This window comes from Variovorax sp. WS11 (assembly GCF_010499245.1).
Classification (GTDB): Bacteria; Pseudomonadota; Gammaproteobacteria; order Burkholderiales; family Burkholderiaceae_C; genus Variovorax.
Map to the genome: position 1 here is coordinate 1022093 of NZ_JAAGOW010000005.1, position 24625 is coordinate 1046717.

A 24625-nucleotide genomic window follows, 5' to 3' on the forward strand; every position below is an offset into this window, starting at 1 on the left:
CTTTCCGCAGGTCGGCAGACGCATTTGCGCGTAATTTCCTGACGCCCGGGAAGATCAGGGTTGGCGCGGTGCTTCCAGGTCGATGAGGCGCTCGGTCTGCTCCTCCCACGCCCGCATGAGCTTCTTGGCGTGGCGTTGGTTGTCTATGGCCTGCTGCAGCAAACTGGCCTGCTCGGGCGTGACCACGCGGTGCACAAGCTTGCCGTCCCTGAGGTGGCCCCATTCGTAGTACGGACCGTGCCGCGCCGAGGGGTCCTGGGCGCAGCGGCAACTCGGCCTGCCGCACACCTTCGTGCGCTTGTGCAGCGTGCCGGAGCACAGGTATTCGATCTCGGTGAGCGCGGCTCGGATGCGCCCGATCTTCTCGCGGGTTTGCTCAATGCGTTGGGCGACTGAACTCGGCATAGGCTCTTGACGGGTGTGTTGCTGGCGATAATAATATCGCCAGCATGCCGCGCTCGCAAGCCCCCACTTCCACCATGGAGGAGGCAGGCTTCACTCTTCACACCGAGCGCCTGGGCCCGCTGCCCCTGATCAACCACTTCATCGAGCGCATCGGGCTGACCGAGACGCTGTCGCGCTTCGTGGCCTCGGACCGGCGTTGCGCCGTCAGTCACGCCAGCGCGCTGGGCGTGCTGCTGCGCTCCATCATCGTCGAGCGTGAGCCCATCTACCGTCAGCAGGAGACGGTGCACGGCTTCGCCGACGGCATGTTCGGCATCAGCGCCCGGGAGATGGGGCACCTGAGCGACGACCGCCTCGGACGGGCCCTGGACCACCTGTTCGATGCCGACCGCACCGCGTTGCTCACCGAACTCGTCCTGGCCGTCGGGCAGCGCTTCGGTGTGCGTTTCGAGGAGTTCCACAACGACTCCACGACGATCAGCTTCTGTGGCAGCTATCGCGGCGCGGGCGGGCGCCAGATCCGGGGGCGAACCGCCCCGGCGATCACGTACGGGAGGTCCAAAGCGCACCGCCCCGATCTCAAGCAGCTGCTGTTCATCCTCACCATGAGCGCCGATGGCAACGTCCCCGTGGCGTTTCGCTGCACCGACGGCAACACCAGCGACTCAGTCACCCACATCGAGACTTGGAACACGCTACGCGCCATTGCCGGCAGCAGCGACTTCTTGTATTGCGCGGACTCAAAACTTTGTTCCCGCGAGAACATGGATCACATCGACCGCGCGGGCGGCCGCTTCGTCACCGTCATGCCGCGCAACCGGCTGGAGGATGCGCAGTTCCGCGAATGGATCCAGACCCACACGCCCGAATGGACCCTGGTCTGGGACCGGCCCAACCCGCGTTACGGCGACGGGCCGCGCGACTGCTGGTACGTGCACCGCGCCCCTCTGCCCTCCATGGAGGCCTGGTCCATCGTCTGGGTCTGGAGCACGCTGCTGACGCTGCGCCAGCACGCCCGGCGCCTGCGCAACATCGCTGCGGCCATCGAGCAGTTCGAGGATCTGCGCCGGCGCCTGGCCTCCTCCAAGACCCGACTGCGCGGCGCCCCGGAGATCGACCTGCAGATCAAGCTCCTCCTGGAGCAGCACCACGTGGGCCGCTACCTCAAGGTGCGCCGCGTCGTGCGCGAGGAGCATGTATTCAAGCAAGCGCGCCGCGGTCGCCCCGGCCCCGACACCGCCTACCGCAAGATCACCAAGCGGCGCTTTGACGTGCAGTGGGTCATTGACGAGGACGCCATCACCTACGACCGCAGGAGTGATGGCTGCTATCCGTTGATGACCAACGACCGCACGCTCACCGCCGCCCAGGTCCTTGAGGCCCACAAGGGCCAGCCCATGATCGAGAAGCGCTTCGAGCAGGTCAAGACCGTGCACGAAATCGCCCCGGTCTTCCTCAAGAACGAGGGGCGCATCGAAGCGCTGTTCACGCTATACGCCATCGCGCTGTTGGTTCAAGCCCTCATCGAGCGCGAGCTGCGCCAGGCCATGGCGCGCGAGGGCATCGAAGAACTCCCCATCTATCCCGAGCAACGCCAGTGCGCGCACCCCACCACCGAGCAGGTGCTACGGCTGTTCAGCCTCGCCGAGCGCCACCATCTGCTTCAGCACGGACACCCCGTCCAGGTCTTCGACCTCAAGCTCACACAGTTGCAGCGCCAAGTGCTCGCCCTCCTTGGCGTCCCGCCCGGCACGTTCTAGACCCGTCCTTCGCAGTCAGGAAATTACGCGCAAATGCGTCTCCCGACCTGCGGAAAGTAAGTCCCGCGTGCGCCATCGCAGCCATATCCTGACCCTCTGCGGTCGTGAACCAAAGTGAGCCGATGTAGGACTTCTGCAGGCACATCAGCGGGAACGGCTCGAGCGGTATGGGGTCTGCAACGCCCCCGATATTGATCGCCTTGCCGCCACGGCGCAGCGCGTTGAACGAGTCAAGCACCGTCGAAACCGCCGCGTTTGGCCCGAGGGCTTCGATGAGCACATCGACGCCATAGCCATCGGTGGCTTCCATCACGATCTCTGCAGTCGGCCGTGCCCCCAGCGCGATCGGAACGATGCGCGCCGGATCGAGGTTGTGCATCTTGTCCAGCAGCGCCTTGTTGCGACCCGTCGCAAAGATCCTGGCCGCGCCCATGGCCAGGGCAAGGATCACCGCGCCCAGGCCCAGCGTACCTGTCCCGCCGTCTATCAGGACCGTCTGGCCGGGAGCGAACTGCGCCTTGCGCAGCGCCGAGTAGGAGGTGCCGAGATAGCCGAAGCGAGCGCCTTGCTCAAAGCTGATGCTGTCCGGCAGCTTCACCAGGTTGGAAGCCGGGGCCGTCAGGTATTGGCCGAAGCCACCATACGGATAGTCCTCGAAGATCTGCTGGGAACCGGGACCGAAGCCGAAGTAGCCCTGGAAGGTGTAGGCCGTGCAGTTGATGTGATCGCCGCGCCGGCATGCAAGGCAGCTTCCGCACGAGAGGCCCGGGTTCACGTACACGCGGTCGCCAGGCTTGATGCCGTCTCGGACCTGGCTGCCCACCTGGGTTACCACCCCGGCCGAGTCGAGGCCATAGATCGCAGGCAACGCGGGCAACGGCAGGAAGGGGAACCACTTCGGATAGTTGGTCACGACGTTGCGCAGGTTCGGCACGACGCCCGCAGCCTTCACTTCGACGAGGACGTCGGTGGGGCGGACTTCGGGTACCGGGATGGTGTCCACCTGGAACGGTTCGCCGATCTTGTGCAGGCGCGCGGCGCGCATCATCTTGGTCATGGTTGTCTCCTTGGAAGTAGGGGGCCGTTTCGGATTCAGTGCGCCAGGAAGTCCAGCACCATGCGGTTGAACTTGTCGGCGTGCTCCCACTGCGCCCAGTGGCCGCAGCGGCTGAAGACGTGCAGGTCGGCCTTCTGCAGTCCTGTCACCAGGCGCAGGCCGATGTCGAGCGGGACGAAGCGGTCGTCACGGCCCCAGACCACCAGCATCGGAGACGCGATCTCGCCGAGCCGGTGGCTCACATCCGGGAACTGCTTCGGGTTCGCCTCGGCGCTCTTGACGAAGTTCTCGAGGTGATCGCGACGGCTGAGCATGTTGTCCAGGCGTGCCTGGAAGAGCTCTTCGGTGAGGTTGCTCGTGTCGTACACGAACACGTTCATCATGCGTTTGAGGTTCTCGATCGTCGGATCGCGGTAGAGAGCACCGATCAGCTTGATGCCCTCGGTGGGCATGGGCACGAACGGGCTGAGGCCCCCCGTGCCTCCGCCCATCAGCACCAGCTTGCCCACGCGCTCGGGGTAGGCCAGCGCGAAGGCCACGGCGCTGTGTCCGCCCATGGAGTTGCCGATGATGTGCACCTTATCGAGGCCGATGGCGTCCATCAGGCCCTTGAGGGCGCGTGCGTTGAGGTCGGAACGGGAGCCGGTGCTGACCACGGGATCGCTCTTGCTCCAGCCCGGGCAGTCCATCAGGACGACGCGGTAGCCAGCGACCACCAGCGGCTCGACATTGCGGTTGAAGTTGGCCCAGCCGCTGGCGCCCGGGCCTGAGCCGTGGAGCATCACAACCGTCTCGTCGCCGCTGCCGGCGTCGTTGTAGTGCAGTTGCAGATCGAGGTCGCCTTCCTTGATGCGGACGAAGCGGCTCGTGTTGGATTCAGTGATGGCGGTGTTTTCGGTGGACATGTGGGGTCTCGGAGGTGCGAATTGAAGAAGGGGGCTCAAGCGGCCTCGCTCATGGTGGGCGGCTGGTGAATGCGCTCGTGCTCGATGCTCTTGAGCAGGTCGAGGGCGACGTCGACGATCATGTCTTCCTGACCGCCGACCATGCGTCGCTTGCCCAGTTCGACCAGGATGTCCACCGTCTTCAGCCCATACTTGACGGCGGCCACTTCCGAATGACGCAGGAAGCTCGAATACACGCCGGCATAGCCGAGCGCCAGGGTCTCGCGGTCCACGCGCACCGGGCGGTCCTGCAAGGGACGCACGATGTCGTCCGCAGCATCCATCAGCTTGTAGAGGTCCGTGCCGTGGTTCCATCCCAGGCGCGCGGCCGCTGCGATGAACACCTCCAGCGGTGCGTTGCCCGCGCCGGCGCCCATTCCCGCCAGGCTCGCGTCCACCCGATCGCAGCCTTCTTCCACCGCCACGATGCTGTTGGCCACGCCCAAGCTCAGGTTGTGGTGGGCATGCATACCCGTCAGCGTCTCGGGCTTGAGTACGTCCTTGAAGGCGCGGAAACGATCGCGCACGTCAGTCATGTTCAGCGCGCCACCCGAGTCCACCACGTAGCAGCAGGTCGCGCCGTAGCTCTCCATCAGCTTGGCCTGCTCCGCCAGGGCCTGCGGAGTGGTTATGTGACTCATCATCAGGAAGCCCACGGCTTCCATACCGAGATGGCGCGCGTACTCGATGTGCTGCCTGGACACGTCAGCCTCGGTGCAATGGGTGGCGACGCGCACGATGCGCGCGCCTGCGTCATAGGCAGCCTTGAGGTCGTGCACGGTGCCGATGCCAGGCAACAGCAGCGTTGCGATCTTCGCGTGCTTAACCACGCTGGCGACCGCCTCGATCCACTCCACATCGGTGTGCGCGCCAAAACCGTAGTTGAAACTGCCGCCTTGCAAGCCGTCGCCGTGGGCGACCTCGATGGAATCGACCTTGGCCTCATCGAGTGCCTTCGCGATCTGCTTGGCCTGCTCCACGCTGTACTGGTGGCGGATGGCGTGGCTGCCGTCACGCAGGGTGACGTCGGAGATGTAGATCTTCTTTTCGGGTTCGTGGCTCATAGGTGTCTCCTTCAGGCGGGCACGGCGGCGAGCATCCGCTCGGCCATGGACTCGGCGGTGCGCAAAGCGGCGCTGGTCATGATGTCGAGGTTGCCCGCGTAGGCCGGCAGGTAGTGCGCAGCGCCTTCGACCTCCAGGAAGATGGAGGTCTTCAGGCCGTGCATGCGTGCACCCACGCCCGGGATGCGGATCGGGCGATCGGCCTCGATGCGGTCGAACTGCACCTTATGCTTGACGCGGTACCCCTGCACGTAGGCCTGAACGTCAGCGGCCATGCGCTCGACGGACGCGGCGATCTCGTCTTCGTCTGCGAACTCGCTCAGCGTGTAGACGGTGTCGCGCATCATCAGCGGCGGTTCGGCCGGATTCAGCACGATGATGGCCTTGCCCTTGGCAGCGCCGCCCACCACTTCTATGGCCTTCGACGTGGTCTCGGTGAACTCGTCGATGTTGGCTCGGGTGCCGGGGCCCGCGCTCTTGCTCGAGATGCTGGCGACGATCTCGCCGTAGTGGACCTTGGCCACACGAGAGACGGCCGCGACCATCGGAATGGTGGCCTGGCCACCGCAGGTGACCATGTTGACGTTGGGCGCGTCCAGGTGCGCCTGGCCATTGACCACCGGGATGCAATAGGGCCCGATCGCCGCCGGTGTCAGGTCCACCAGGCGGATCTCCGGCTTGAGGCCGCGCAGGAACGCGTCGTTCTTGATGTGCGCGCCGGCCGAGGTGGCATCGAAGACGACGTCGATGTCGGCGAACACCGGCATGCGTGAGAGGCCCTCCACGCCTTCATGGGTCGTTGCGACGCCCATGCGCGCGGCGCGTGCCAGCCCATCGGAGGCGGCGTCGATGCCGACCATCGCTCCCATTTCGATGTGCCTGCCGTGGCGCAGGATCTTGATCATCAAGTCCGTGCCGATGTTGCCGCTACCGATGATGGCGGCCTTGAGCTTGCGGGTCATGCTTGTTCCTTGATTGCTGTGGCGACTGCTGCTGTTGCGGTCGCGTTGGAAGCGGTGAAGAAGTTCATGCTGCGGAGAAGCGCGCACGCACGCTGCCCACACCTTCGATGCGTGCCTCGAAGCGGTCGCCGGCGGACGCTGGCGCCATCGGCCCCAGCGCTCCCGTGAGGACAAGATCCCCCGCACGCAGCGGTTGACCGAGGGCGGCCAGCTTGCGTGCCAGCCAGACGGCGGCGTTGAGGGGATGGCCGAGGCACGCCGCACCGCTGCCGGTGGACACGGTGTCGTCGCCACGCTGCATCGTCATGCCGCACAACTTGAGGTCCAGGCCGTTGAGCTTCGTGGGCACCCCGCCCAGTGCGACCAGGCCGCTGGAGGCGTTGTCGGCGACCGTATCGGCGAAGCGGATGTTCCAGTTGGCGATGCGGCTGCCCACGATCTCGATGGCCGGCAGGACGTAGGCCGTGGCCCCGATCAGCTCCACCAAGGTGGTATCGGCGGCGGGGAGATCGCGCTCAAGCACCAACGCGACCTCAGCCTCGACCTTGGGCTGCAGCGTGCGCGAGATCGGGATTTCTTCGTCATCACCGTAGAGCATGTCGGCGAACAGGGTGCCGAAGTCGGGTTGGTCGACGCCGAGCTGGCGCTGTACGGCCGGGGAGGTCAAGCCAATCTTGCGGCCCACCACACGACGGCCCTGAGCCACGGCATGGGCGACATTCGCCTGCTGGATGGCGTACGCGAGACTGCCGTCCGGGTCGGCGCCGAGCTCGTCGCGCAGTGGGGATATCGGCTCTCGATGAGCCTGGGCCTGGCGCAAGCGCTCGGCCCATTGTTCGATGCGGGGGTCCATGGGGTCTCCTGTTCAGTGGGTCTGCTTCAGCAACATGAGGCCGAAGCCGGCGATGTATTCGGGGATGGCCTGGTAGTGGCGCACGGTGCAGGACAGCGGCCGGTCGACGGCGAGCGCGCTGCGCGCCACGAGCCAGCTCTTGGACTCGTGCGCCGAAAGGCCGGCCTCCCTTTCGATGCTGTCCTCGCCCATCGCGCACATCGCATCGAGGCCGGCGGCGCCGCCTACCAGGCCGTCCATCCACCGACGGTCCCAATCCGGGTTGATGGGCTTCATGGCGCTGTCTCGCGCTGCCAGGGCAAGGCCTGCGGCCATCACGCGCTTCGTCTTGGCCTCGCGCTCGGCTGGCGTCGGCTCGCTGCGACTGGTGATGCGTTCGCGAACAGCCGCGTCCGGATGGGAGAGCGTCGGAACCGGTGGCTCGTGCGAGAGCCCCCCTGATCCAATCAGCAGGGTGCGCCGCGGCTCGTTGTCGAGAAAGCGGCCGATCGCCTGCCCCAGCGCGCGGCAGCGGCGCAGGCGCGGGATTCCCGGTTGGGCTACCGCGTTCAGAAAGATCGGCAACACCGGGGGCGTGTCCAGGCCACCCCACATGAGCTGCAGCGACTGCGCAAAGCCATGGTCGACCTGCATGCGGCGCGAAACGGCGAGGTCGAAGTCCTCATCCATCAAGCGCGTGGCCAGTGCCACCGCCGCGTCGGCATCCACGTTGAGGTCACCAGCCGGCGTCAGATAGTCACCCACCGAGCGCGCCTGCGTGCCAATGCAGAACGGCGGCATCAGCTCGTTGAAGAAGCCGTTGTAGTGGTCCGGCGCCACCAGCACGACGAGTTCCGGCGCGAAGGCCAACACTTGCTCGCGCGCGCTGGCAATGGCGGCCTTCAGTTCTTGCTCCACCGCCGGTGCGACGGGGTTGAGTCCCATCAACGGTGAATGCGAGATGCCGAGGAAAGCGCGTTCCATCACGCCGTCTCCAAGACCCGCGACTTCTGGTTCAGCAGGGAAGCCAGGGCCTGTTCCAGCTCTTCCCTGGCCTGCAGGGTGTCAGCGACGCCGGCACGCTGGCGCCAGGCGACGATGCCATCGGGTCGCACCAGCAACGCGCCTGCTTCCTCGATCTCGCGCACCGCATGCCAACTGCAGTAAACGTCCTGCGCAGCCGGGCCGCCGATCACCACGGTGCGGAGGAACGGCAGGTCCATCTCCTTCGCGGCATCCGCCCAGGCTAGGCCCGCAATGCCGGTCACCAGGGAGACCTTGCCTTTGCCGACCAAGTCGAGCGTGGACACGCGACGGCCGTCTTGTCCCACCAGCCAGGCGTGAGGCAGCTTGGCGCCGGGACGGGTCGTGGGCTGGACGTGAAGCTGCGGGTCACGCTTCCACACTTCTTCGGTTGCGTCGGGCTCCGAAATGACAGCCTCGGACACACAACGTTGGTTGAGCTCGACGCCCTGCGCATTGAACTCGTAGTTCTTCAGCTTCAGGGCCTCGGCCAACGCGGAGCGTCGAGCGACGCCCGCCGGTCCTGGATCGGCCAGTTCGGCGATTCCCGCTGCGAGGGGATCTGGCGCGTCCGTGTCGCGGAAGGCCTGGTTGAGCGGGGCATAGTCCAGCCGCGACTGGTTGGCGCGCTTGACGATCTGCGCGCCGACCGGTGCGCGCTCCAGCGTGTAGGAGTCCAGCAGCTGCTCGCCGGCGTGCCCCTTCACCACGAAAGCCAGCTTCCAGGCCAGGTTGAATGCGTCCTGCATGCATGTGTTCGAGCCCAGGCCGCTCGATGGCGGATGCCGGTGCACCGCGTCACCGCCGCAGAAGACGCGGCCGGAAGAGTAGACGGGCGCATGGGCCTGGTTGACGTACCAGACGGAGGTGCTGTCGACCTTGAACTCCAGCTCCGGATCACCCACCAGCGCGCGCACCTTGCGCTTGATTTCTTCAGGCGAGAAGTCAGGCTCGCCTTTCGACATGTCGAAACCCCAGCCCGCGATCCATTGGTTCCACGGCTCGATGGCACGCAACAGCCCCATGCCGATCTCGCCGAACGAGGCGTCGGAGGTCACCATCCAGTACAGGATGCTGGGGCGGTGGGCCACGTAGCGCGTGAGATCGGCAGTGAACAGCACGTAGGCCGTGGCAGCACGCGCGAGTTGCCCCTCCACCTTCAGGCCCGCATCGTCCATCACTTTCGACTTGGCGCCGTCCGCGCCCACGAGATAGCGCGCCCTCAACTGGTACTCGCGGCCCGTGAGCACGTCGCGCAGCATCACGGTCACGCCGGTGTCGTCCTGCTCGTGGCTCAGGTACTCGGTGTTGAACGAGAAGACCGCGCCGCGCTCGACGGCGTTTTTCACCAGCAGCGGCTCCATCTTGTTCTGGGGCAGGTCCATCATCGGGCAGGGAGTGGCTTGCAGGTAGTCGCCGATGCGCTCGTCGCCGGTGCCCCAGGTGCGCAGCCGGGCGATCTCCGGTCCGGCAAGACTGGTCGTGAAGAGGGTGTCGCCCATCCACTCCCAAGGCGTCGCATCGCGCCGTGCTTCCTGCTCGACGCCCAGGTCGCGCAGGACTTCCATGGCGCGCTGGTTGGTGATGTGCGCACGCGGCGTATTTGCGGTCCAGTTGTAGCGGTTGACGACGTGCACGCGCACGCCATAGGTCGCCAGCGCAAGGGCAGTTGTCGCCCCCATCGGGCCGGTGCCCACCACCAGCACGTCGGTTTGAAACTCTTCCGGTCGGGTCATGATGTGCTTCCTGATGGATTACTTGATGGTTGCCTGGATGACCGCGCCATAGGTCTCGATGTCGCGACGCACGCGCGCCGCCAGTTCGGCCGACTCGGCCGGGTACGGGTCGCCCGCGATCCCGAGCTTGTCTTTCATCGCCGGCTGCTTGAGTGCAGCGTTGAACTGGCGGCCCAATTTCTCCACGATGGCGGGCGGCGTCCCGGCCGGTGCGACGAAGAAGAGGTAGTTGGAGATCGCCAGTACCGGGTAGCCGCTTTCGGCCACGGTGGGGACATCGGGCAACAGCGGGTGGCGTTGAGCGCCCAGCGTGGCGATCGGCACCAGCTTGCCTGCCTTGATGTACTGCTGCGCGTAGTGCACCGGCATGACCATCGTGTCGATCTGTCCCGCCAACAGGTCCGTGGCTGCCGGCGCCAGGCCCTTGTAGGGAACATCGACGAATTCACCCTTGGTGAGGCCGCGCAACTGGTGCATGTGGATGAACCACGGGCTTCCGGTTCCCATCGTGCCGAAGTTCAGGCCGGAGCTCTTGCTGTCTTTGGACAGTTGCACCAGTTCCTTGACGGTGCGTGCCGGCACCTTGGGATTCACCACCAGCACCAACGGCACGATGATCATTCCGGAGACGGGAACGAAGTCCTTGAGCGCGTCGTACGGCACCTTGGCGCCCAGAACGTCGGCTGCCTTGGGCAGCTTCGCCATCGCGTGGTTGATGGCGTGGGAGTCCGATACCACACCGATCGTGTAGCCGTCCGCCGGCGCCCGCGCCACGGCTTCGGTGCCGATGATCGAAGACGCGCCCGGGCGGTTGTCGATGATGATCGTTTGCTTAAGATTGGCCGAAGCCGCCTCTGCAACGGCGCGCGCCGCAGAGTCGGCATTTCCACCGGCCGGGTACGGCACGATGATGCGGATCGGCTGTTTGGCAGGCCACTCCTGCGCCCAGGTCGGGCTGGCGGCAAGGCCAAGGGCGGCGATGGTGCACAGGGCACGGCGAGTGATGGTCATCTTGTCTCCTGAATAGGGTGTTGAGGCTCTGTGGTCGCAGGTTCTGCGTACGCTTCGCAGTGTCCGAGCGGGGCCTCTCGCCGTATAGTCTGTGCACAGAGTGCACCTAGAAGAGCCCGCTGCATGCCCCTTTCAGAAAGCTTCGGGGACGCTTCCCTCTACCGTGAGGTTCGCGGATTGAGCCGCGGACTGGCGGTCCTGCGGGCCTTGAACGCCATGCCGGGCGGGATCGGTGGAGTGGTCGAACTGGCTCGCATCACAGGGTTGCACCGCACGACGATCAAGCGCTTGCTCGAGACGCTGAAGACTGAAGGGCTGGTACACCACAAGGACGAGGGCGCGTCCTACGCCTTGGGTTTCGAGGTCAGGCGGTTGTCTGAGGGCTACGTGGGGGCCGACTGGATCGACCGCGTAGCCGCACCTGCGATGCGTGCCCATCTGCGTGCCCTGTCCTGGCCGAGCGACCTGGCCACGCCCGACGGTGGTTTCATGATCGTCCGGGAATCCACCCACCGCGTCAGCATGCTGTCGCAGCACCGCGCGACGATCGGTATCCGCATCCCCATGCTGGTCTCGTCGCTCGGCCGAGCGTGGCTGACTTGGTGCGCAGAAGAAGAGCGCGAGGCCACCCTCTCGCTGCTACAAGAACGTACGGACGCCATCGGAGAGATGGCACGAGACAGCGCCTATGTAAAACGAGTCGTCCGGGAGACGCGCAGGCGCGGATATGCGGTGAACAAAGGCGAATGGCTATCCGAGGCCAGTGTGACCGCCGTAGGCTTCCCGATTCGGATCGGCGAGCATGCAATCGGCGCGATCAATCTGGTTCTGCAAAACAACGCCGTGACCGATCGCGAGATCGCCACGCGCTATGTGCCGCTGCTGCGCACGCTGGCAGACGAAATCTCCAAAGGGGCATCTAGCTCGCCGCGTGGTTGACCACAATCGTGACAAGGATTACGGGTAAACCCTTTATCCTGGCGTCGGCAGGTGACGCCTCGCGCTCGGGCCGAAACCCGTCCCGCGGGCCCTGGCTGGCTCAGCCCGCTGCCCGCGTGCCTGCTACTTCGGCAGCACCTTGCGCAGCCAGGGCTGCCGCGTCAGTCGGGCCGCTTCGAAGGCAGCAATCTTGGCGGAGTGACGCAATGTGAGCTCAATCTCGTCCAAGCCCTCCAGCAAGCACTGCCTTTGGAAGGGCGCAACCAGGAAACTGACCGCCCCCCCCGTCCGGAAGCTCGATGCGTTGATCAACCAGGTCCACCGTCAGGGCGTAGCCAGGCTGAGCGACGATGTCGTCCAACATCTTTCTGACGATGGCTGGATCTAGCGTGATCGCCAGCATCCCGTTCTTGAAAACATTGCTTCGAAAGATCTCGGCGAACGAAGGCGCGATGAGGACGCGAAAGCCGAACTGATGGAGTGCCCAGGGGGCGTGTTCACGACTGGAGCCGCATCCGAAGTTCGAGCCTGTTACCAGAATGCTCGCACCCGCGTACCTCAGTTGGTTCAACACGAAGTCGGGGTTCGGCCTTCGGCACGCTTGCGGCATGCCGGGTTCCCCTGGATCAAGATATCGCCAGGCGTCGAACAGGTTCGGCCCGAACCCGGTGCGACGGATCGACTTCATGAACTGCTTCGGAATGATGGCGTCTGTGTCCACGTTGTTTCGATCAAGGGGTACAGCAACGCCATGAACAGTTGAAAGCTTTTCCATCGAGCTACCGACCGTTCTGAACGAGGCAAACCAAGACGAGAACCACCATCAACGCCACAGGCGCGACCAAATACCAGCCAGAGACGGGCTGCCTTTCACGATCTTCATCAACCTCGACGCTTGCTAGCGCGCCCGGACCTTCGAGGTAGACCATCTTCTTCCGTCGTCCCGCAGCATGGGGGGCCCTGTCGCGATAAGCCGCGCTGCCAAAATGCAGCCATGGTACCGCTGCACGTCCAACTTCAGAACTCGACTCTGCGAGGGGTGATCAAGCGGCTGCATTTTCCGCTTGAACTCATGCTGGTGTGCGTTCGCTGGTACGCGGCGTATCAGTTGAGCTTGCGCAACCTTGACGAGATGATGGCAGAGCGCGGTGTGCTGGTCGACCACGCCACCGTCCACCGCTGGTCATTGAAGATGCTGCCCGTATTGGCCAAGGTGTTTCGTCGGCGCAAGCACCCGGTGGGGCGCTCATGGCGCGTCGACGAGACCTACGTGCTCGTGGGCGGCCAGTGGAAGTATCTGTACCGAGCCGTCGATCGCCTGGGCCAGACCGTCGACTTCCTTCTGACCGCCCGCCGTGACGTAGCGGCCGCACGTCGGTTCTTTGAGCGCGCCATCGGGCAGCACGACTTGCCCGAGAAGATCACCATAGACAAGAGAGGTGCCAACACCGCCGCCGTGCGTGGTCTGATCGCCGATAGCGGCGTCACGATTGAACTACGGCAGTCCAAGTACTTGAACAATCTTGTCGAGCAGGACCATCGTAGCGTCAAGCGCAGAATCCGGCCGATGATGGGATTCAAGTCCTTTCACTGTGCTGGCCGCCTGATCGCTGGCATCGAGACCATGCACATGATCAAGAAGGGGCAGTTGCGCTGCCCCGGTGGCCTGGCATTTGCACATGCCGACCACTTCTACAGTCTCGCCGTCCATTGACCCGGACCGATTCCGGCATCAACTCGCCTCAACCGGCTTATCGCGACAGAACCAGAGTTCCCGCCTACCTCATGGATTACCCACACTTGTCTGATTACTCAGTAGTCGATAATTTAGGCTACAAAAGTCACCGCGGCGATCGGTTTGATGATCCAATAGTGCATGAAGCGAGATGGCCGCACGCTGGATCACAAAACGCTTGAAGAGATTCGCCTGATGGCGGTGGAGCGAGTTCGCGACGGGGAGAAGCCCTCTGCAGTGATTGCCGCCTACGGTTTCAGCCGCACAACCATCTACAAATGGCTGAAGGCCTCGTCGGGTCGAGGCAAGGGACTCAAGGCATTGCGCGGCACGCGCGGCACCGGGCGACCGCGGACGCTGAGTGCCGCGCAAGAGCGCCAAATATTTCGTTGGATCAATGGGCGCGACCCGCGACAGTACGGACTGGACTTTGGGCTGTGGACACGCGCCATTGTCGTGGCGCTGATCGAGCAGAAGTTCGGCGTGAATATGGGGGTGACCGCAGTCGGTGCGTTGCTGGCCAAGCTCGGACTGACCCCGCAAAAGCCGCTGCAACGCGCCTACCAACGCGATCCTCAAGCCATCGAGCGCTGGCAGCGTGAAACCTACCCCGGCATCGCCACGGCTGCGAGGCAAAGTGGTGCCGACGTCTACTTCTGGGACGAATCGGGCTTTCGGGCTGACACCGTGCACGGCAAGACCTGGGCGCCCATGGGCAAGACCCCGGTTATCGAGCGGCCCGGCCAACGCCAGTCGATCTCCGCGGCATCGGCCGTCAACGCCAGGGGTGGATTCTGGTTTGCGACTTACCAGGGTGCGCTCAATGCCGAACTGTTCATCGAATTGCTCAAGAAGATGATGAAGGGTCGCAGCAAGCCGGTGCACTTGGTGGTCGACGGATTGCCGGCCCACAAGAAAGCCAACGTGCGCGAGTACATCGAATCCACTCAGGGCAAGCTGAGCATGCACATTCTGCCGGGCTACGCACCGGACCTGAACCCGGACGAACTGGTCTGGAGTCACGTCAAACGTACCGGCGTGGCTCGCAACCCATTGCGAGCTGGCGAGAAACTCGAAATCCGCGTCGACCAGCAACTGCGCAACATGCAGAAGAATCGCCGGCTTGTTCGATCATTCTTCGAAGCGCCCTCTGTCGCCTATATTTCCGACTGCTGAGTAACTATCAGACAAGTGAGTCCGCTTTTTCGATCATTCCGACTCGTTTGCCACAACATCGCAGGCGCCGCTCGTGTCGCCGGCGGATCCCAGGCTTCCGTCGGATGGAGACTGCATCACATCGGAGCGCTGGTGGCAGACCCCGCGGTGCCGCCTGACTTTGAGCTGCTGCGTGCCCGGCCCGGCTCAGCCAGCCACCTGGTCCGGTCTTCTCACATTCTCCTTGCGTGGCATCCGCGAGATCCTTCGCGGAGTAATTGTGCGAGGCCTGGGCCTGCGTTGAAGAACCAAGATCAATGTTTGCTGCGGCGATTGAAACGATCCTGCGCGATCAGTGCACCCCATCGCAACTGCGAGCCATCGAGGCGGGCGAGACTCGCAAACGATGATGCGTCGTGGCTCTATCACTCGCTCGCCGTTCGGCGTACGTCGAACGCACGCGGCACAGTCGTCGGACTCTTCATCGTAGCCTTCGGAGAGGCCCCTACGCCGTCTGGTCGACTGCGTACGCCCGTGGCGATTCAGTGGTTCTGGCGAAAGTTGCCTGGGCGCCGGGTTGTCAAGGTGACGTCCCCTACGCGTGTAGCCCTGTGCAGTGCACCGGGAATTCGTGCATCGACTTCGCCTGCGTGATCGATAGTTCTGTTGACGAGGAAAAGGATGTCGTCGCAGCGCTCCTTCAACGCGATGCCTCGCCCTGTCAGTAGCACCTTGCGCGTGGTGCGCTGGAGCAGGGGCGTCTCAAACATCGCCTCTAGCCTGGCAATACTCCTGCTGACGCTCGACTTGTGGATCTGCAATGCGTCAGCCGCCAGGGAAAAGCTGGCCAGCGAAGCGACGTACGCGAAGACCCGAAGATCATTCAGGTCGATCAACTTTTCTGCAGGCGGTGTAGATGAGATGATATTGTGCATTGGAGGCTCGTCGCTGCGAAAGGCCACCCGAACCGCAGGTCCGAGTGGCCTTTCAGAGGCCTCATCGGAGGCACCAAATTGCGCTTGCGCCGGGTCAGAAGGCGTGGCGGATACCGAAGTCGTAGCCCGTCGATGTCTTCGGCGTGAAGGCTTGTCCTGGAGCCAGGGTGGTGCTCGTCACAAAAGCTGGCCCGCCTACTGTCACGTTGGCACCGTTCTTGTTGCGGATCCGCGCCACCGTGGCGTACAGAGCCGTACGCTTCGACAGATTGTGAACGTAGCCAAGCGCAAACTTGTTGGCCTTCGGATCGTCAGTGCCAAGGAAGGTGAAGGGTAGGTTGAAGTCGTACTTGACCTGCGAGAACGAAACGCGGATCAGGCCGGGGCCGACGGGCACGGTCGCGCCCAGCAGGTAGCCCTTCAGGTCGACGTCGGGGGTTGACGTGAATAGGAGGCTGTCCTGCTCGACTTCCTTCTTGGTCTTCGAATATTCCCCGAAGAGCTTCACGACGCCGAAGTCGTAGGAAGCTCCGACGTTGGCGGTCTTGGCGTTCGTAGTCGTGCCGGCATAGAAGTTGTCGCCGATGGTGGTAGCGCCGTAGCCAGCAGCCACGTCCAGCGGGCCATTGGCGTAGCCGAAGCGGCCACCGATGTAGCGGCCGGTGCGCTGGGTGTTCAGCGTCGTCGGGGTCAGGGTGCCTGGATCGTACTTGTCGCGCTCGTGGAAGGAATACATCACCTGGCCATAGAAGCCGCCGAGGTTCGGGGGCAGGAAGTAGCCGATGCTGTTGCCGGAACGAACGTAGCTGCTGCCGGTCACGTTGGTGATGCTGCCGACGCTCGCTGCCCCACCACCGAGCCAGGAGGTGAAGCCGGCGTTGGCAACGTAGATGAGGTTGGTGCCGACGCCGTTGGTGCCGAACGGATCGAACACGGTGTCGTTCCAAAAGTGCGGCGTGTAGTCACGACCCAGGCGGATTTCACCGAATCCACCGGACAAGCTCACCGTCGAGCGGCGTGCGAAGGTTGCGATACCTTCTGACCCGTCGTCGTTCTTGATCGGGGCTTCGAGCCAGAAGCTGGCAGCTAAGCCGCCGCCCAAGTCTTCCGTGCCACGGAAGCCGACGCGGCTGGCGTTGTAGCCATTGGTCGCAAGCGCGGTTCGCTTAACCTTGATACTGTCAACGTAGCCCACCGGAGGGATCAGGAGGGAGTTCGAGTTGTCCGATTTGTTTGAGTAGCCGCTGACAGCCGCATCAACCACCCCGAACAGCGTGACCGACGACTGTGCTGAGGCTACGCCGGCGACAGCCAGAGTAGCCAGAGCAACCAAAGATTTTTTCATTGCAAGTTTCTCCAAGATTAAACAAAAGGGCTCCTGGCTTAGCACTTGTGCTCTTGCCGGACCCCCGCGCCAACTCCCTATGGGAAGTTGGCGCGATTCCATCAGCATCGTTCTTCTGAAGGCGGCCACTTATGCAAGGTCACGTGAAAACTATGCAAAGTCGAGACTCTGCGAGCAGCATCGTGTTGTTGAATCGCGACGTCGCTCATTGCGACGCCATCCGCATGGCCTGCCGCATCTTGCTCGGCGCGACCCGATACCAGTCCTTGAACTTGCGGGTGAAGTTCGTGTGATCGCCGTATCCCAGCTGCAAGGCAATGCGCTCGATCGACAGCTCGGTATTGCGCAGGTACCAAGCCGCATGTGTCCTACGCAGTTCGTCCTTGATCTCGGAATAGGTCATGCCGACCTCCGCTAGCCTTCTCGCCAGCATGCGTGCCGGGATGCCCATCTCCGCAGCCAGCTCGCCCGCATCGGGGTTGGCCGCGAGTCGCTCCCGAAGCGCACGTCGCACGCTCTGTACGAAGGCGCCATGCACCAGCTCTGACTCCATCTTTTGGCAGAGCTGCACTGCTTCGGAGAACGCCTTCGGGTCGGCCGCGATGCAAGGCGATCGAAGCAGCGCCGTAGGCAGTTCGAGCAAGAGGCAGTCTTGATCGAAGCTCACCCTTCGAACGTAGCGCAGGCACGGAAGTTGGCCGTCGGCAGGACGGGGGTACGGCAGCCCGACGGCGAGTTCGTCCGCAGGCCGACCCAGGATCGCCTCCAGCAGGCGACAATGCGCTCCAACGATCGTCTGCATAACGAAGACATGTGTCTCGCACAGCGGGACGATCGGTTTCACCGACAGGGTGCTCCATTGCGGTCCGTTCTTCAGCTGAAACTCGTGGCACCCAAAGATCAGTCTGGCATGCCGGCTCAGGAACTGCAGGCCCTGTCCTAGGTTGTCGCTCGTTACTGCCCCAATGCCCGCCGGGGAGTGATAGGGCTGGAGCATCGAGCCTGCGATCAGGCCGAGGTCCGGCTCGCCGCTGCACTGGATGGCATAGGAGACGAATCGGCGGAAGATCTCGAAGTCCACCATCCGCTGACCGTCGCAGAGGTCTTGCCAGCTTAGACCCGCGTTGGCGAGGACGGTCGAAGGACGGACGCCGAAACTGTTAAGGCAGTCCACGACGCATCGGATGTACACCGGCGGCGCAAACGGAAGGCGAGACTGCCCTTCGGTCTTCATGGCTCAGTGATCGGCCGGTGTGAGAGGCAGCAGGGCGGGGCGACAAAACGATCGCGCTCGTCTTGGAGTTGCTTCATCGCTGTTGTGCCTTCTACATAGACGGGTTCGTATGCAGAATGCGACCTCGGCGTCCATCGCCGCTCACCAGCATGCAGCGCCTCCTCGAGCTCGGCATCGCTCAATTCGGGAGCTTGCTCCACGCGCATGGCATTCATCGTCTCCTGCATGGCAGTCCGTTCGAACCTCTTTGTTTTGCCGCGGCCGCGCTTGCTACGACCAAGCATCCCTGATGCTTAAAATTCTAGGAATTGCCTCGCGTCACCGCTACGTGCTGCAATGCCAAGGATTTTTGCAAGCCACGCAAAGGACCGGTTTGGCCACGCCTAGGACCGGGCATAGAAGCCATTTGGGATGGACGAGCGATGAGTCCAGTCTGCCTCGTGCGGCGAAATACACGGCCGCGAAAGCGCGGTCCCGGAGACGGCACTATCGTTTTTGCATGAAGCCGCGAAAACGGAAGCGCACTCGCCCATGTGACTACTCTGCTTTGATGTGGGCGTCGGCGATCACCTTGCCCCATCTTGCCCAATCGCGCTCCATGAGTGCAGAGAGCTCCGCAGGCGAGGAGCGCAGCGGCTGAAAGCCTTGTGCTGCCAGTCGAGCCCCAAGCTCCTTGTCCGCCTCTACCCCTTCCACCGCGCGCCGCCAGTGCTGCACAACCGTGGAAGAAGCCGCCTTGGGCAGGAAGAGTCCGTACCAGATGCTGAAGTCGAAATTGGGCACCCCGCCTTCACGAAGCGTAGGCAGATCCGGCAACGCGGGAGAGCGCTTGCTGCCGGTCACGGCCAACGGACGCAGCTTCCCGGATTGCCCGTGGCTAAGGGCCGACGGCACGATGTCGAAGAACACCTGGATGTCCCCCGCTAGCAGCGAGGAAGTGGCGGGTCCGTTGCCCTTGAACGGGACGTGCTTGATCGCCGTTCCGGCCATGCTGTTGAACAGCTCGCCGACGAGGTGCTGAGTAGAGCCGTTTCCGGCGGAGCCGTAAAAGAACTCCGAGCCTTTGGCCCGTGCATAGGCCACGAACTCCGAGAAGTTCCCCACCGGCAACGAGGGATGGACGATGAGCACCAGCGGAAAATCGGCAAGCAGCGAGATAGGCGTGAAGTCGGTCCTGAAGTCGTAGCCCGCCGACTTTGTGAGTTGGGGATTGATTACCAGAGTACTGCTGTGCAGAAGCACCGTGTACCCGTCAGGGTCAGAGCGCGCGGCGACCTGTGCCCCGATCGCGCCGCCAGCGCCTGCCCTGTTGTCGACCACCACGGGTTGCCCCAGAACGCTACCCAACCTTGGAGTGACCATGCGACCGACAATGTCGCCGCCTCCGCCGGGTGCGAACGGCACAACCAGTTTCACTGGCCGGGAAGGGAATGCTCCTTGGGCAGCCGCTTCCCGCGCCTGCGACGAACAGGCGAGGGCACCTGCCGAGAGGAGCAGGTCGCGTCGATTCAAGCTCATGCTGTCTCCAATCGTTGGCGCTTCGAAATGTTGGGAATCACTCTGCGAGATGCACCTGCACTTCTCAGGAAGGTGCTGTGCACAGGGTGTGCGCTCAGCCAAGGCCTGTCGTTCACACTGCAACGTGGTAAACCATACCGTGGCGTATGTTTATGGGCAATAGGGTTTGCCCCTTACCTCTTCCTGGCCGTCTAGTGCCGCGGGCTCGCGACGTTCAACCCACGCCCGCCCGGGGCGCCGAAGGTTTCAAGGAGGAAGTCCACGAACACCCGGACCTTGCGCGAAAGGCCTCGGCTCGTTGGATAAACCGCATACAAGGCTGCGTCGCCCTGGCGCGGGCTCACGGTCCATTCGCCGAGCACTCGTTGAATCCGGCCTGCCGCGATCAGGGGGCCCACCATCCATTGCTGCACGATGACAAGGCCCAGACCGGCCACTGCGGACGAGAGCAGGACCATTGAGTTGTCCGACCTGACGCCGCCGCGCACCTCGACCTCCTTGTGTTGGCCTTCGCGCGTAAAGCTCCAGCGGTCGCAGTAGGGGAGGGTCGAATGAACCAGGCATTCGTGCCGTCGCAAGTCCTGCGGCGCGCGAGGAATGCCGCGTCTTTCCAGATAGCCTTGCGATGCACAGACGATGCGACAGCTCGGGCTGAGGCGCCGCGCCACGATGTCCGCATTGGGCGGCTCCCCCAGCCACACAGCCACGTCGATCTCGTTGGCGATGAGGTCGCGTCTCTCGTCGGAAAGCGTGATGTCGAGGGAGAGGTCAGGGTACTGCGCGAGTAGCTGCGGCAGGGCCGGCATGATCACGGTCGTGCCGGCCGCCACGCGCAGGGACACGCTCAGATGCCCTCTCACGCCGTCGTGCAGAGACCTGACCTCGGCTTCGGCGATGCTGAGGTCGTTGGTGATCGCCTTCGCACGTTCGTAGAAGCAGCGTCCTACGTCAGTCAGGGAAAGGCTGCGAGTACTGCGATTCAGCAGCCGGACTCCGAGATCATCTTCGAGCGATTTCACCTGTCGCGCCACCGAGCTGATGGACGAGACGTCGCGCGCGGCTGCCGAGAAGCTTCCCGCTCCAACGACCTTGATGAAGGTCTTGATTCGGGTGAATTCGTCAGTCAAGGCAATCTGCCCCTGGCTAGGACCGCAGTAGCTTCATCAGTTCGCCTACGTCCCGAGTGGACTCCAGATCCCAGATCGTCTTGGCGGCCAGGTCGATGTTGCGCGCCGATAGGACGCCTTCGGCATTGCGAGCGAATTTTTCGAGGAGTTCCTCATTGGTCATGAAGGTGTCGGAGTCGGGGGACGGTGTCCCCTTGGCCCAGCGCTTCTCCCCGACGAAAGTCTTTCCGCGCGCGCGCACCTCAATGCGTGTCGGGCGGCTGGCTGCGTTGGCGGTCAGCAGCTTTTCGTAATCCGGGTGGACTTCGCACTCGACCTTTTCCATCAGCGCCAGCACCGACGGGTCGAACACTACCTCAGGCGATTGCCACGACTTCCCTGGAGGGAGCAGATGGGCGGCCACGGAGAGCCCATGTGCGATGCTGAACTGGCCCTGGGTCACGTGCTCGATCTTGCGGTTCAGCCACAGGGGCTGCATCACGAAGCCTTCCACCCAGGCCTTGATGCCCTCGATCTCCGAAGGCTTGATGCCGTTGGCGCTCACGATCTCGCGCACTACCTGGATCGGAGCATGCTGGGCGCGGCAGTGCGGATACGGCTTGTAGGTTTGTTCGGCCGGGAAGATCCATTCGGTACCGAGTCCGGGCATGACTGACTCGGGAGACCAGCGCGAACTGCCGCTCATCCTGGGCCACCCGCATTCGGCGTCGTCCAGCAGCTTCCTGTCGCCCGTGTGGCCGAGCTCCGCCAGCGATGCGCCAGTCATCGCCGCTTGCACGAGTGCGCCGGCCACTGCGTATTTGATCGTCGCTGTCGGGACGTGCAGCGACCAAGACCACTGCGCATTAACCGGCGACATGCTCGCAGCGATGCTGATTGCGTCTGCCAGCATTTCCGACGAATGGCCCTTGACCTTGCCCAGCGCTGCCGTGGCACCGAAGACAGTGCTCGCATAGCCGTGCACCGGCGGTGGAGAGATCTTGCCGTCCTTGATGTCGCGCAGGTAGTCCAGACCCTTGCCGATCCGGTTGGACATCTCGTGCGCGACGGCCACCGCGCACAACAAGTCCTTACCGGAAGCTCTTGCCGCCTCGGCTGCCGCCAATGCGCCGGGAATGACATAGGGGCTCACATGGCCTGGTGGAAGGATCGCATCGAAATCCAGCGCGTTGATCAGTTCACTATTGGCGAAGGCGGCCGCCATAGCGGAAATGCGTTCGCCGGTGCCGATGATGGAAGCCTGGGCCCCAGGCATGCCGGGACCCTGGAGGCGTGCGTACTGCACACCGATAATTCCCTTAGGATGGTCCAGTCCGCCGAGTGCGCAGCCCAGCGAATCCATCAGCACACGCTTGGTTTCCTCCACCACCTTGGCGGGTAGCGTGTCGAAGCGAGTGTCCGCGGTGAAGGCGGCTAAGCTTTCGATATTGGTCGTCACTGATTGTCTCCTTCAGACGCCGAACGCGACGCGCCCGCGGAGGGGGCACATCGCTGAATCCACCGGTCAGTTTAGGAGACAGGTCGCGCTGGATTCCCGCGGGCCGAGGCGAAGGAGCTTTGCGCCACGCGGGAAGCTGAACCGCATAGCGCCGTACGATTGCTTCCAGCATTCGAGCCGACTCCGCGCGGCGCCGCAATGCATCGATGATGCATTTCCGAGCCGCAGTTCTGTTCCAACGAGACGATGCGATTCATCGGAATAGGCAAGAAAAAGAGCGAAATGCTCTACCGATCGGCCTACAGTTATTGCAAAAATAGCGTTTCTTGCCGTGGTGCTCTTGATCGGCATTGCCGCCGCCAACCTGACCAGTCCTCGGGGTCTGTCTGCAATCCACGGGAGCAAATTCATGGAAGTTTGGAGTTCCTGGAGTCCTGGGGTCCGGGCGAACAAGCGGGCATGAGGTTACGTTCGGCCATTGCTGTGTTGACCAGATACCTCGTTTTGGCACCTTGTTCTGCGGTGACGATGAAAAGAGTAGAAGTTGCGTTGCGGTCTACTTGAACGAGCGGATCTGATCCGGTCGACGCGGGGCCGTTCGAGAGCACACGCCATGCAGATCCGTGCCGTACTTGCCAATACCCTCGCCTATGAGACCGATCGAGGACCCGGCATGAGCCTACGTTAGGCAGGCCAAGAGTTCCTTCTCAATGACACCCCCAACCTTCATCTTTCAATGCGTAGTTCTGACTCTCATGGGATCTGAGGGGCGTCCGAACTGGCACCACACGAATAGCGAAACGACAGGAGCTGACATGGACAGTCCCGGAACCCCCTTGATCTCACGACGCGACGCACTCATCGCCGGCGCCGCGGCCGCCGCTGCGGTGTCGTCTACGGCGCCCGCTGCGGCCGCGCCGGCCGCGGCTTCCGCCGCTGCTGTGCCGCTGATGAAGCTCTCGCTGAGCGTCAACGGCCAGGCTCGTACGCTCGAGCTCGATACGCGGGTGACCTTGCTCGACGCGCTGCGCGAGCACCTGCACCTGACCGGCACCAAGAAGGGCTGCGACCACGGGCAGTGCGGCGCCTGCACCGTGATCGTCGACGGCAGGCGCATCAACTCATGCCTGACGCTCGCCGTCATGCACGAGGGCGCGCAGGTCACCACGATCGAGGGACTGGGCACGCCGCAGCGCATGCACCCGATGCAGGCCGCTTTCGTCAAGCATGACGGCTACCAGTGCGGCTACTGCACGCCCGGTCAAATCTGCTCTGCGGTCGCCGTTCTCGACGAGATCAAGCGCGGGGTCCCGAGCCATGTGAGCACGGATCTCAACGCCCGTCCTCTCCTCTCGCCCGAAGAGCTGCGCGAGCGCATGAGCGGCAACATCTGCCGCTGCGGCGCCTACTCCAACATCGTCGACGCCATGACGGAAGTGGCGGGGAGCAGAACATGAAGCCGTTTACCTACGAGCGGGCGCGTTCTCCGGCGCAAGCCGCGGCGGCTGTCGCACGGAGCCCGGGTGCCAAGTTCATCGCCGGCGGCACCAATCTGCTGGACCTGATGAAGCTGCAGATCGAGGCGCCGACGCACCTGGTCGACGTGAACGGTCTTGCCCTGGACAGGATCGAAGCGACGCCGGAGGGCGGGCTGCGCCTCGGCGCCCTCGTGCGCAACACCGACCTGGCCGCCGACGAGCGCGTGCGGCGCGACTACGGCGTGCTGTCCCGCGCGCTGTTGGCCGGCGCCTCCGGCCAGTTGCGCAACAAGGCAACCACCGCGGGCAACCTGCTGCAGCGCACGCGCTGCCCCTATTTCTATGACACGGACCAGCCGTGCAACAAGCGCCAGCCCGGCAGCGGATGCAGCGCGATCGGTGGCGTGAGTCGCCAACTCGCGGTGATCGGCGGGGGCAAGGCCTGCATCGCAACGCACCCGAGCGACATGGCGGTGGCGATGCGCGTGCTCGACGCGGCGGTCGAGACGGTACGCCCCGACGGCCGCACGCGCGTGATCCCGATTGCCGATTTCCACCGGCTGCCCGGCGACACGCCGCACATCGAGACGGCGCTGGAGCGGGACGAGCTGATCACCGCCGTGACGCTCCCCCGTCCCGTCGGCGGCACCCACACCTACCGCAAGGTCCGCGACCGCGCTTCCTATGCCTTCGCGCTCGTTTCCGTCGCGGCGATCGTCCAGCGCGACGGGTCGGGGCGGGTGGCGCTCGGCGGCGTGGCCCACAAGCCGTGGCGCCTCGAGGCTGCGGAGGCCGCCATGCCGCAGGGCGCCAAGGCGGTGACGGCCCAGTTGCTGGCCGGCGCCCAGCCGACGCACGAGAACGCATTCAAGTTGCCATTGGCCGAGCGCACGCTGGCCGCCGCGCTGGTGCAAGCGAGGAGCTGAT

The 24625-nt window shown here is 63.8% G+C and carries 22 protein-coding genes and 1 pseudogene; 6 read left to right on the plus strand and 17 right to left on the minus strand.

The genetic code is table 11. The features are described from left to right. Positions 1–54 precede the first annotated feature (54 nt). Complete coding sequence (locus GXN78_RS39430) at positions 55–405, minus strand: DUF6788 family protein (protein ID WP_106561495.1); 351 nt, start codon at positions 403–405, stop codon at positions 55–57. Between the two features lie 44 nt (positions 406–449). Between GXN78_RS39430 and GXN78_RS39435 the strand changes: the two genes are divergently transcribed. Beyond that, positions 450–2165: an IS1634 family transposase gene (locus GXN78_RS39435; RefSeq protein ID WP_106561496.1), complete on the plus strand. Its 1716-nt coding sequence runs from the start codon at positions 450–452 to the stop codon at positions 2163–2165. Here GXN78_RS39435 and GXN78_RS39440 read toward each other — a convergent pair. The 8 genes from GXN78_RS39440 to GXN78_RS39475 form a co-directional block, all read right to left on the minus strand. Continuing rightward, positions 2107–3222, minus strand: a complete 1116-nt coding sequence (locus GXN78_RS39440; protein WP_106561313.1) for an alcohol dehydrogenase catalytic domain-containing protein — start codon at positions 3220–3222, stop codon at positions 2107–2109. The genes GXN78_RS39435 and GXN78_RS39440 overlap by 59 nt on opposite strands. Positions 3223–3257: 35 nt before the next feature. Then, complete coding sequence (locus GXN78_RS39445; RefSeq protein ID WP_106561314.1) at positions 3258–4127, minus strand: alpha/beta fold hydrolase; 870 nt, start codon at positions 4125–4127, stop codon at positions 3258–3260. 35 nt (positions 4128–4162) lie between these two features. Next, the gene (dmpG, locus tag GXN78_RS39450) at positions 4163–5230 is read right to left on the minus strand and encodes a 4-hydroxy-2-oxovalerate aldolase (protein WP_106561315.1); all 1068 of its coding nucleotides are present in this window, start codon (positions 5228–5230) and stop codon (positions 4163–4165) included. Positions 5231–5241: 11 nt separating this feature from the next. Further along, positions 5242–6192, minus strand: a complete 951-nt coding sequence (locus GXN78_RS39455; protein WP_106561316.1) for an acetaldehyde dehydrogenase (acetylating) — start codon at positions 6190–6192, stop codon at positions 5242–5244. Between the two features lie 64 nt (positions 6193–6256). Continuing rightward, positions 6257–7045 carry a 2-keto-4-pentenoate hydratase gene (mhpD, locus tag GXN78_RS39460; RefSeq protein ID WP_106561317.1) on the minus strand — a complete coding sequence of 263 codons (789 nt, stop codon included), beginning with the start codon at positions 7043–7045 and terminating at the stop codon, positions 6257–6259. A 12-nt stretch (positions 7046–7057) separates the two neighbouring features. Continuing rightward, positions 7058–8008: a 3-carboxyethylcatechol 2,3-dioxygenase gene (locus GXN78_RS39465; protein ID WP_106561318.1), complete on the minus strand. Its 951-nt coding sequence runs from the start codon at positions 8006–8008 to the stop codon at positions 7058–7060. Then, entirely contained in the window at positions 8008–9783 is a 1776-nt protein-coding gene (locus GXN78_RS39470; RefSeq protein WP_106561319.1) for an FAD-dependent monooxygenase, read from the minus strand. Before GXN78_RS39470 ends, GXN78_RS39465 begins: the two co-directional genes overlap by 1 nt. An 18-nt stretch (positions 9784–9801) precedes the next feature. Beyond that, positions 9802–10794 carry a tripartite tricarboxylate transporter substrate binding protein gene (locus GXN78_RS39475; protein WP_106561320.1) on the minus strand — a complete coding sequence of 331 codons (993 nt, stop codon included), beginning with the start codon at positions 10792–10794 and terminating at the stop codon, positions 9802–9804. A gap of 123 nt (positions 10795–10917) precedes the next feature. On the opposite strand from GXN78_RS39475, the gene GXN78_RS39480 reads away from it, so the two are divergent. Further along, positions 10918–11733: a DNA-binding transcriptional regulator gene (locus tag GXN78_RS39480; protein ID WP_106561321.1), complete on the plus strand. Its 816-nt coding sequence runs from the start codon at positions 10918–10920 to the stop codon at positions 11731–11733. Positions 11734–11856: 123 nt separating this feature from the next. On the opposite strand, the pseudogene leuD reads toward GXN78_RS39480, so the two are convergent. Beyond that, positions 11857–12508: pseudogene (gene leuD / locus GXN78_RS39485) on the minus strand (3-isopropylmalate dehydratase small subunit). 219 nt (positions 12509–12727) lie between these two features. Here leuD and GXN78_RS39490 point away from each other — a divergent pair. Next, positions 12728–13447, plus strand: a complete 720-nt coding sequence (locus tag GXN78_RS39490; protein WP_106561322.1) for an IS6 family transposase — start codon at positions 12728–12730, stop codon at positions 13445–13447. A 162-nt stretch (positions 13448–13609) separates the two neighbouring features. Further along, complete coding sequence (locus tag GXN78_RS39495) at positions 13610–14644, plus strand: IS630 family transposase (RefSeq protein ID WP_106561526.1); 1035 nt, start codon at positions 13610–13612, stop codon at positions 14642–14644. Between the two features lie 521 nt (positions 14645–15165). Here GXN78_RS39495 and GXN78_RS39500 read toward each other — a convergent pair. The 7 genes from GXN78_RS39500 to GXN78_RS39530 form a co-directional block, all read right to left on the minus strand. Continuing rightward, entirely contained in the window at positions 15166–15558 is a 393-nt protein-coding gene (locus GXN78_RS39500) for a LysR family transcriptional regulator (protein WP_106561361.1), read from the minus strand. Positions 15559–15652: 94 nt separating this feature from the next. After that, the gene (locus GXN78_RS39505; protein WP_106561360.1) at positions 15653–16903 is read right to left on the minus strand and encodes a porin; all 1251 of its coding nucleotides are present in this window, start codon (positions 16901–16903) and stop codon (positions 15653–15655) included. 205 nt (positions 16904–17108) lie between these two features. After that, positions 17109–18137 carry an AraC family transcriptional regulator gene (locus tag GXN78_RS39510; protein WP_106561359.1) on the minus strand — a complete coding sequence of 343 codons (1029 nt, stop codon included), beginning with the start codon at positions 18135–18137 and terminating at the stop codon, positions 17109–17111. Continuing rightward, a complete protein-coding gene (locus tag GXN78_RS39515) occupies positions 18134–18352 on the minus strand; it encodes a hypothetical protein (protein WP_146163232.1) in 219 nt (72 codons plus the stop codon). The genes GXN78_RS39510 and GXN78_RS39515 overlap by 4 nt, the downstream gene beginning before the upstream one ends. A 322-nt stretch (positions 18353–18674) precedes the next feature. Beyond that, positions 18675–19655 carry a tripartite tricarboxylate transporter substrate binding protein gene (locus tag GXN78_RS39520; RefSeq protein ID WP_106561358.1) on the minus strand — a complete coding sequence of 327 codons (981 nt, stop codon included), beginning with the start codon at positions 19653–19655 and terminating at the stop codon, positions 18675–18677. A gap of 191 nt (positions 19656–19846) precedes the next feature. Continuing rightward, on the minus strand, positions 19847–20782 hold the full coding sequence (locus tag GXN78_RS39525; protein WP_239143090.1) for a LysR family transcriptional regulator: 936 nt from the start codon (positions 20780–20782) through the stop codon (positions 19847–19849). A 16-nt stretch (positions 20783–20798) separates the two neighbouring features. Continuing rightward, positions 20799–22220: an MmgE/PrpD family protein gene (locus GXN78_RS39530; protein WP_106561356.1), complete on the minus strand. Its 1422-nt coding sequence runs from the start codon at positions 22218–22220 to the stop codon at positions 20799–20801. Between the two features lie 815 nt (positions 22221–23035). On the opposite strand from GXN78_RS39530, the gene paoA reads away from it, so the two are divergent. Continuing rightward, entirely contained in the window at positions 23036–23677 is a 642-nt protein-coding gene (paoA, locus tag GXN78_RS39535) for an aldehyde dehydrogenase iron-sulfur subunit PaoA (RefSeq protein WP_106561355.1), read from the plus strand. After that, a complete protein-coding gene (locus GXN78_RS39540; RefSeq protein ID WP_164256360.1) occupies positions 23674–24624 on the plus strand; it encodes a xanthine dehydrogenase family protein subunit M in 951 nt (316 codons plus the stop codon). Before paoA ends, GXN78_RS39540 begins: the two co-directional genes overlap by 4 nt. Position 24625: the final 1 nt, after the last annotated feature.

Excerpts from the sequence above, each read along its gene's own strand:
- GXN78_RS39430 (WP_106561495.1), bottom strand. The coding sequence starts at position 405 with ATGCCGAGTTCAGTCGCCCAACGCATTGAGCAAACCCGCGAGAAGATC.
- GXN78_RS39435 (WP_106561496.1), top strand. The coding sequence starts at position 450 with ATGCCGCGCTCGCAAGCCCCCACTTCCACCATGGAGGAGGCAGGCTTC.
- GXN78_RS39440 (WP_106561313.1), bottom strand. The coding sequence starts at position 3,222 with ATGACCAAGATGATGCGCGCCGCGCGCCTGCACAAGATCGGCGAACCG.
- GXN78_RS39445 (WP_106561314.1), bottom strand. The coding sequence starts at position 4,127 with ATGTCCACCGAAAACACCGCCATCACTGAATCCAACACGAGCCGCTTC.
- dmpG (WP_106561315.1), bottom strand. The coding sequence starts at position 5,230 with ATGAGCCACGAACCCGAAAAGAAGATCTACATCTCCGACGTCACCCTG.
- GXN78_RS39455 (WP_106561316.1), bottom strand. The coding sequence starts at position 6,192 with ATGACCCGCAAGCTCAAGGCCGCCATCATCGGTAGCGGCAACATCGGC.
- mhpD (WP_106561317.1), bottom strand. The coding sequence starts at position 7,045 with ATGGACCCCCGCATCGAACAATGGGCCGAGCGCTTGCGCCAGGCCCAG.
- GXN78_RS39465 (WP_106561318.1), bottom strand. The coding sequence starts at position 8,008 with ATGGAACGCGCTTTCCTCGGCATCTCGCATTCACCGTTGATGGGACTC.
- GXN78_RS39470 (WP_106561319.1), bottom strand. The coding sequence starts at position 9,783 with ATGACCCGACCGGAAGAGTTTCAAACCGACGTGCTGGTGGTGGGCACC.
- GXN78_RS39475 (WP_106561320.1), bottom strand. The coding sequence starts at position 10,794 with ATGACCATCACTCGCCGTGCCCTGTGCACCATCGCCGCCCTTGGCCTT.
- GXN78_RS39480 (WP_106561321.1), top strand. The coding sequence starts at position 10,918 with ATGCCCCTTTCAGAAAGCTTCGGGGACGCTTCCCTCTACCGTGAGGTT.
- GXN78_RS39490 (WP_106561322.1), top strand. The coding sequence starts at position 12,728 with ATGGTACCGCTGCACGTCCAACTTCAGAACTCGACTCTGCGAGGGGTG.
- GXN78_RS39495 (WP_106561526.1), top strand. The coding sequence starts at position 13,610 with ATGAAGCGAGATGGCCGCACGCTGGATCACAAAACGCTTGAAGAGATT.
- GXN78_RS39500 (WP_106561361.1), bottom strand. The coding sequence starts at position 15,558 with ATGCACAATATCATCTCATCTACACCGCCTGCAGAAAAGTTGATCGAC.
- GXN78_RS39505 (WP_106561360.1), bottom strand. The coding sequence starts at position 16,903 with ATGAAAAAATCTTTGGTTGCTCTGGCTACTCTGGCTGTCGCCGGCGTA.
- GXN78_RS39510 (WP_106561359.1), bottom strand. The coding sequence starts at position 18,137 with ATGAAGACCGAAGGGCAGTCTCGCCTTCCGTTTGCGCCGCCGGTGTAC.
- GXN78_RS39515 (WP_146163232.1), bottom strand. The coding sequence starts at position 18,352 with ATGAATGCCATGCGCGTGGAGCAAGCTCCCGAATTGAGCGATGCCGAG.
- GXN78_RS39520 (WP_106561358.1), bottom strand. The coding sequence starts at position 19,655 with ATGAGCTTGAATCGACGCGACCTGCTCCTCTCGGCAGGTGCCCTCGCC.
- paoA (WP_106561355.1), top strand. The coding sequence starts at position 23,036 with ATGGACAGTCCCGGAACCCCCTTGATCTCACGACGCGACGCACTCATC.
- GXN78_RS39540 (WP_164256360.1), top strand. The coding sequence starts at position 23,674 with ATGAAGCCGTTTACCTACGAGCGGGCGCGTTCTCCGGCGCAAGCCGCG.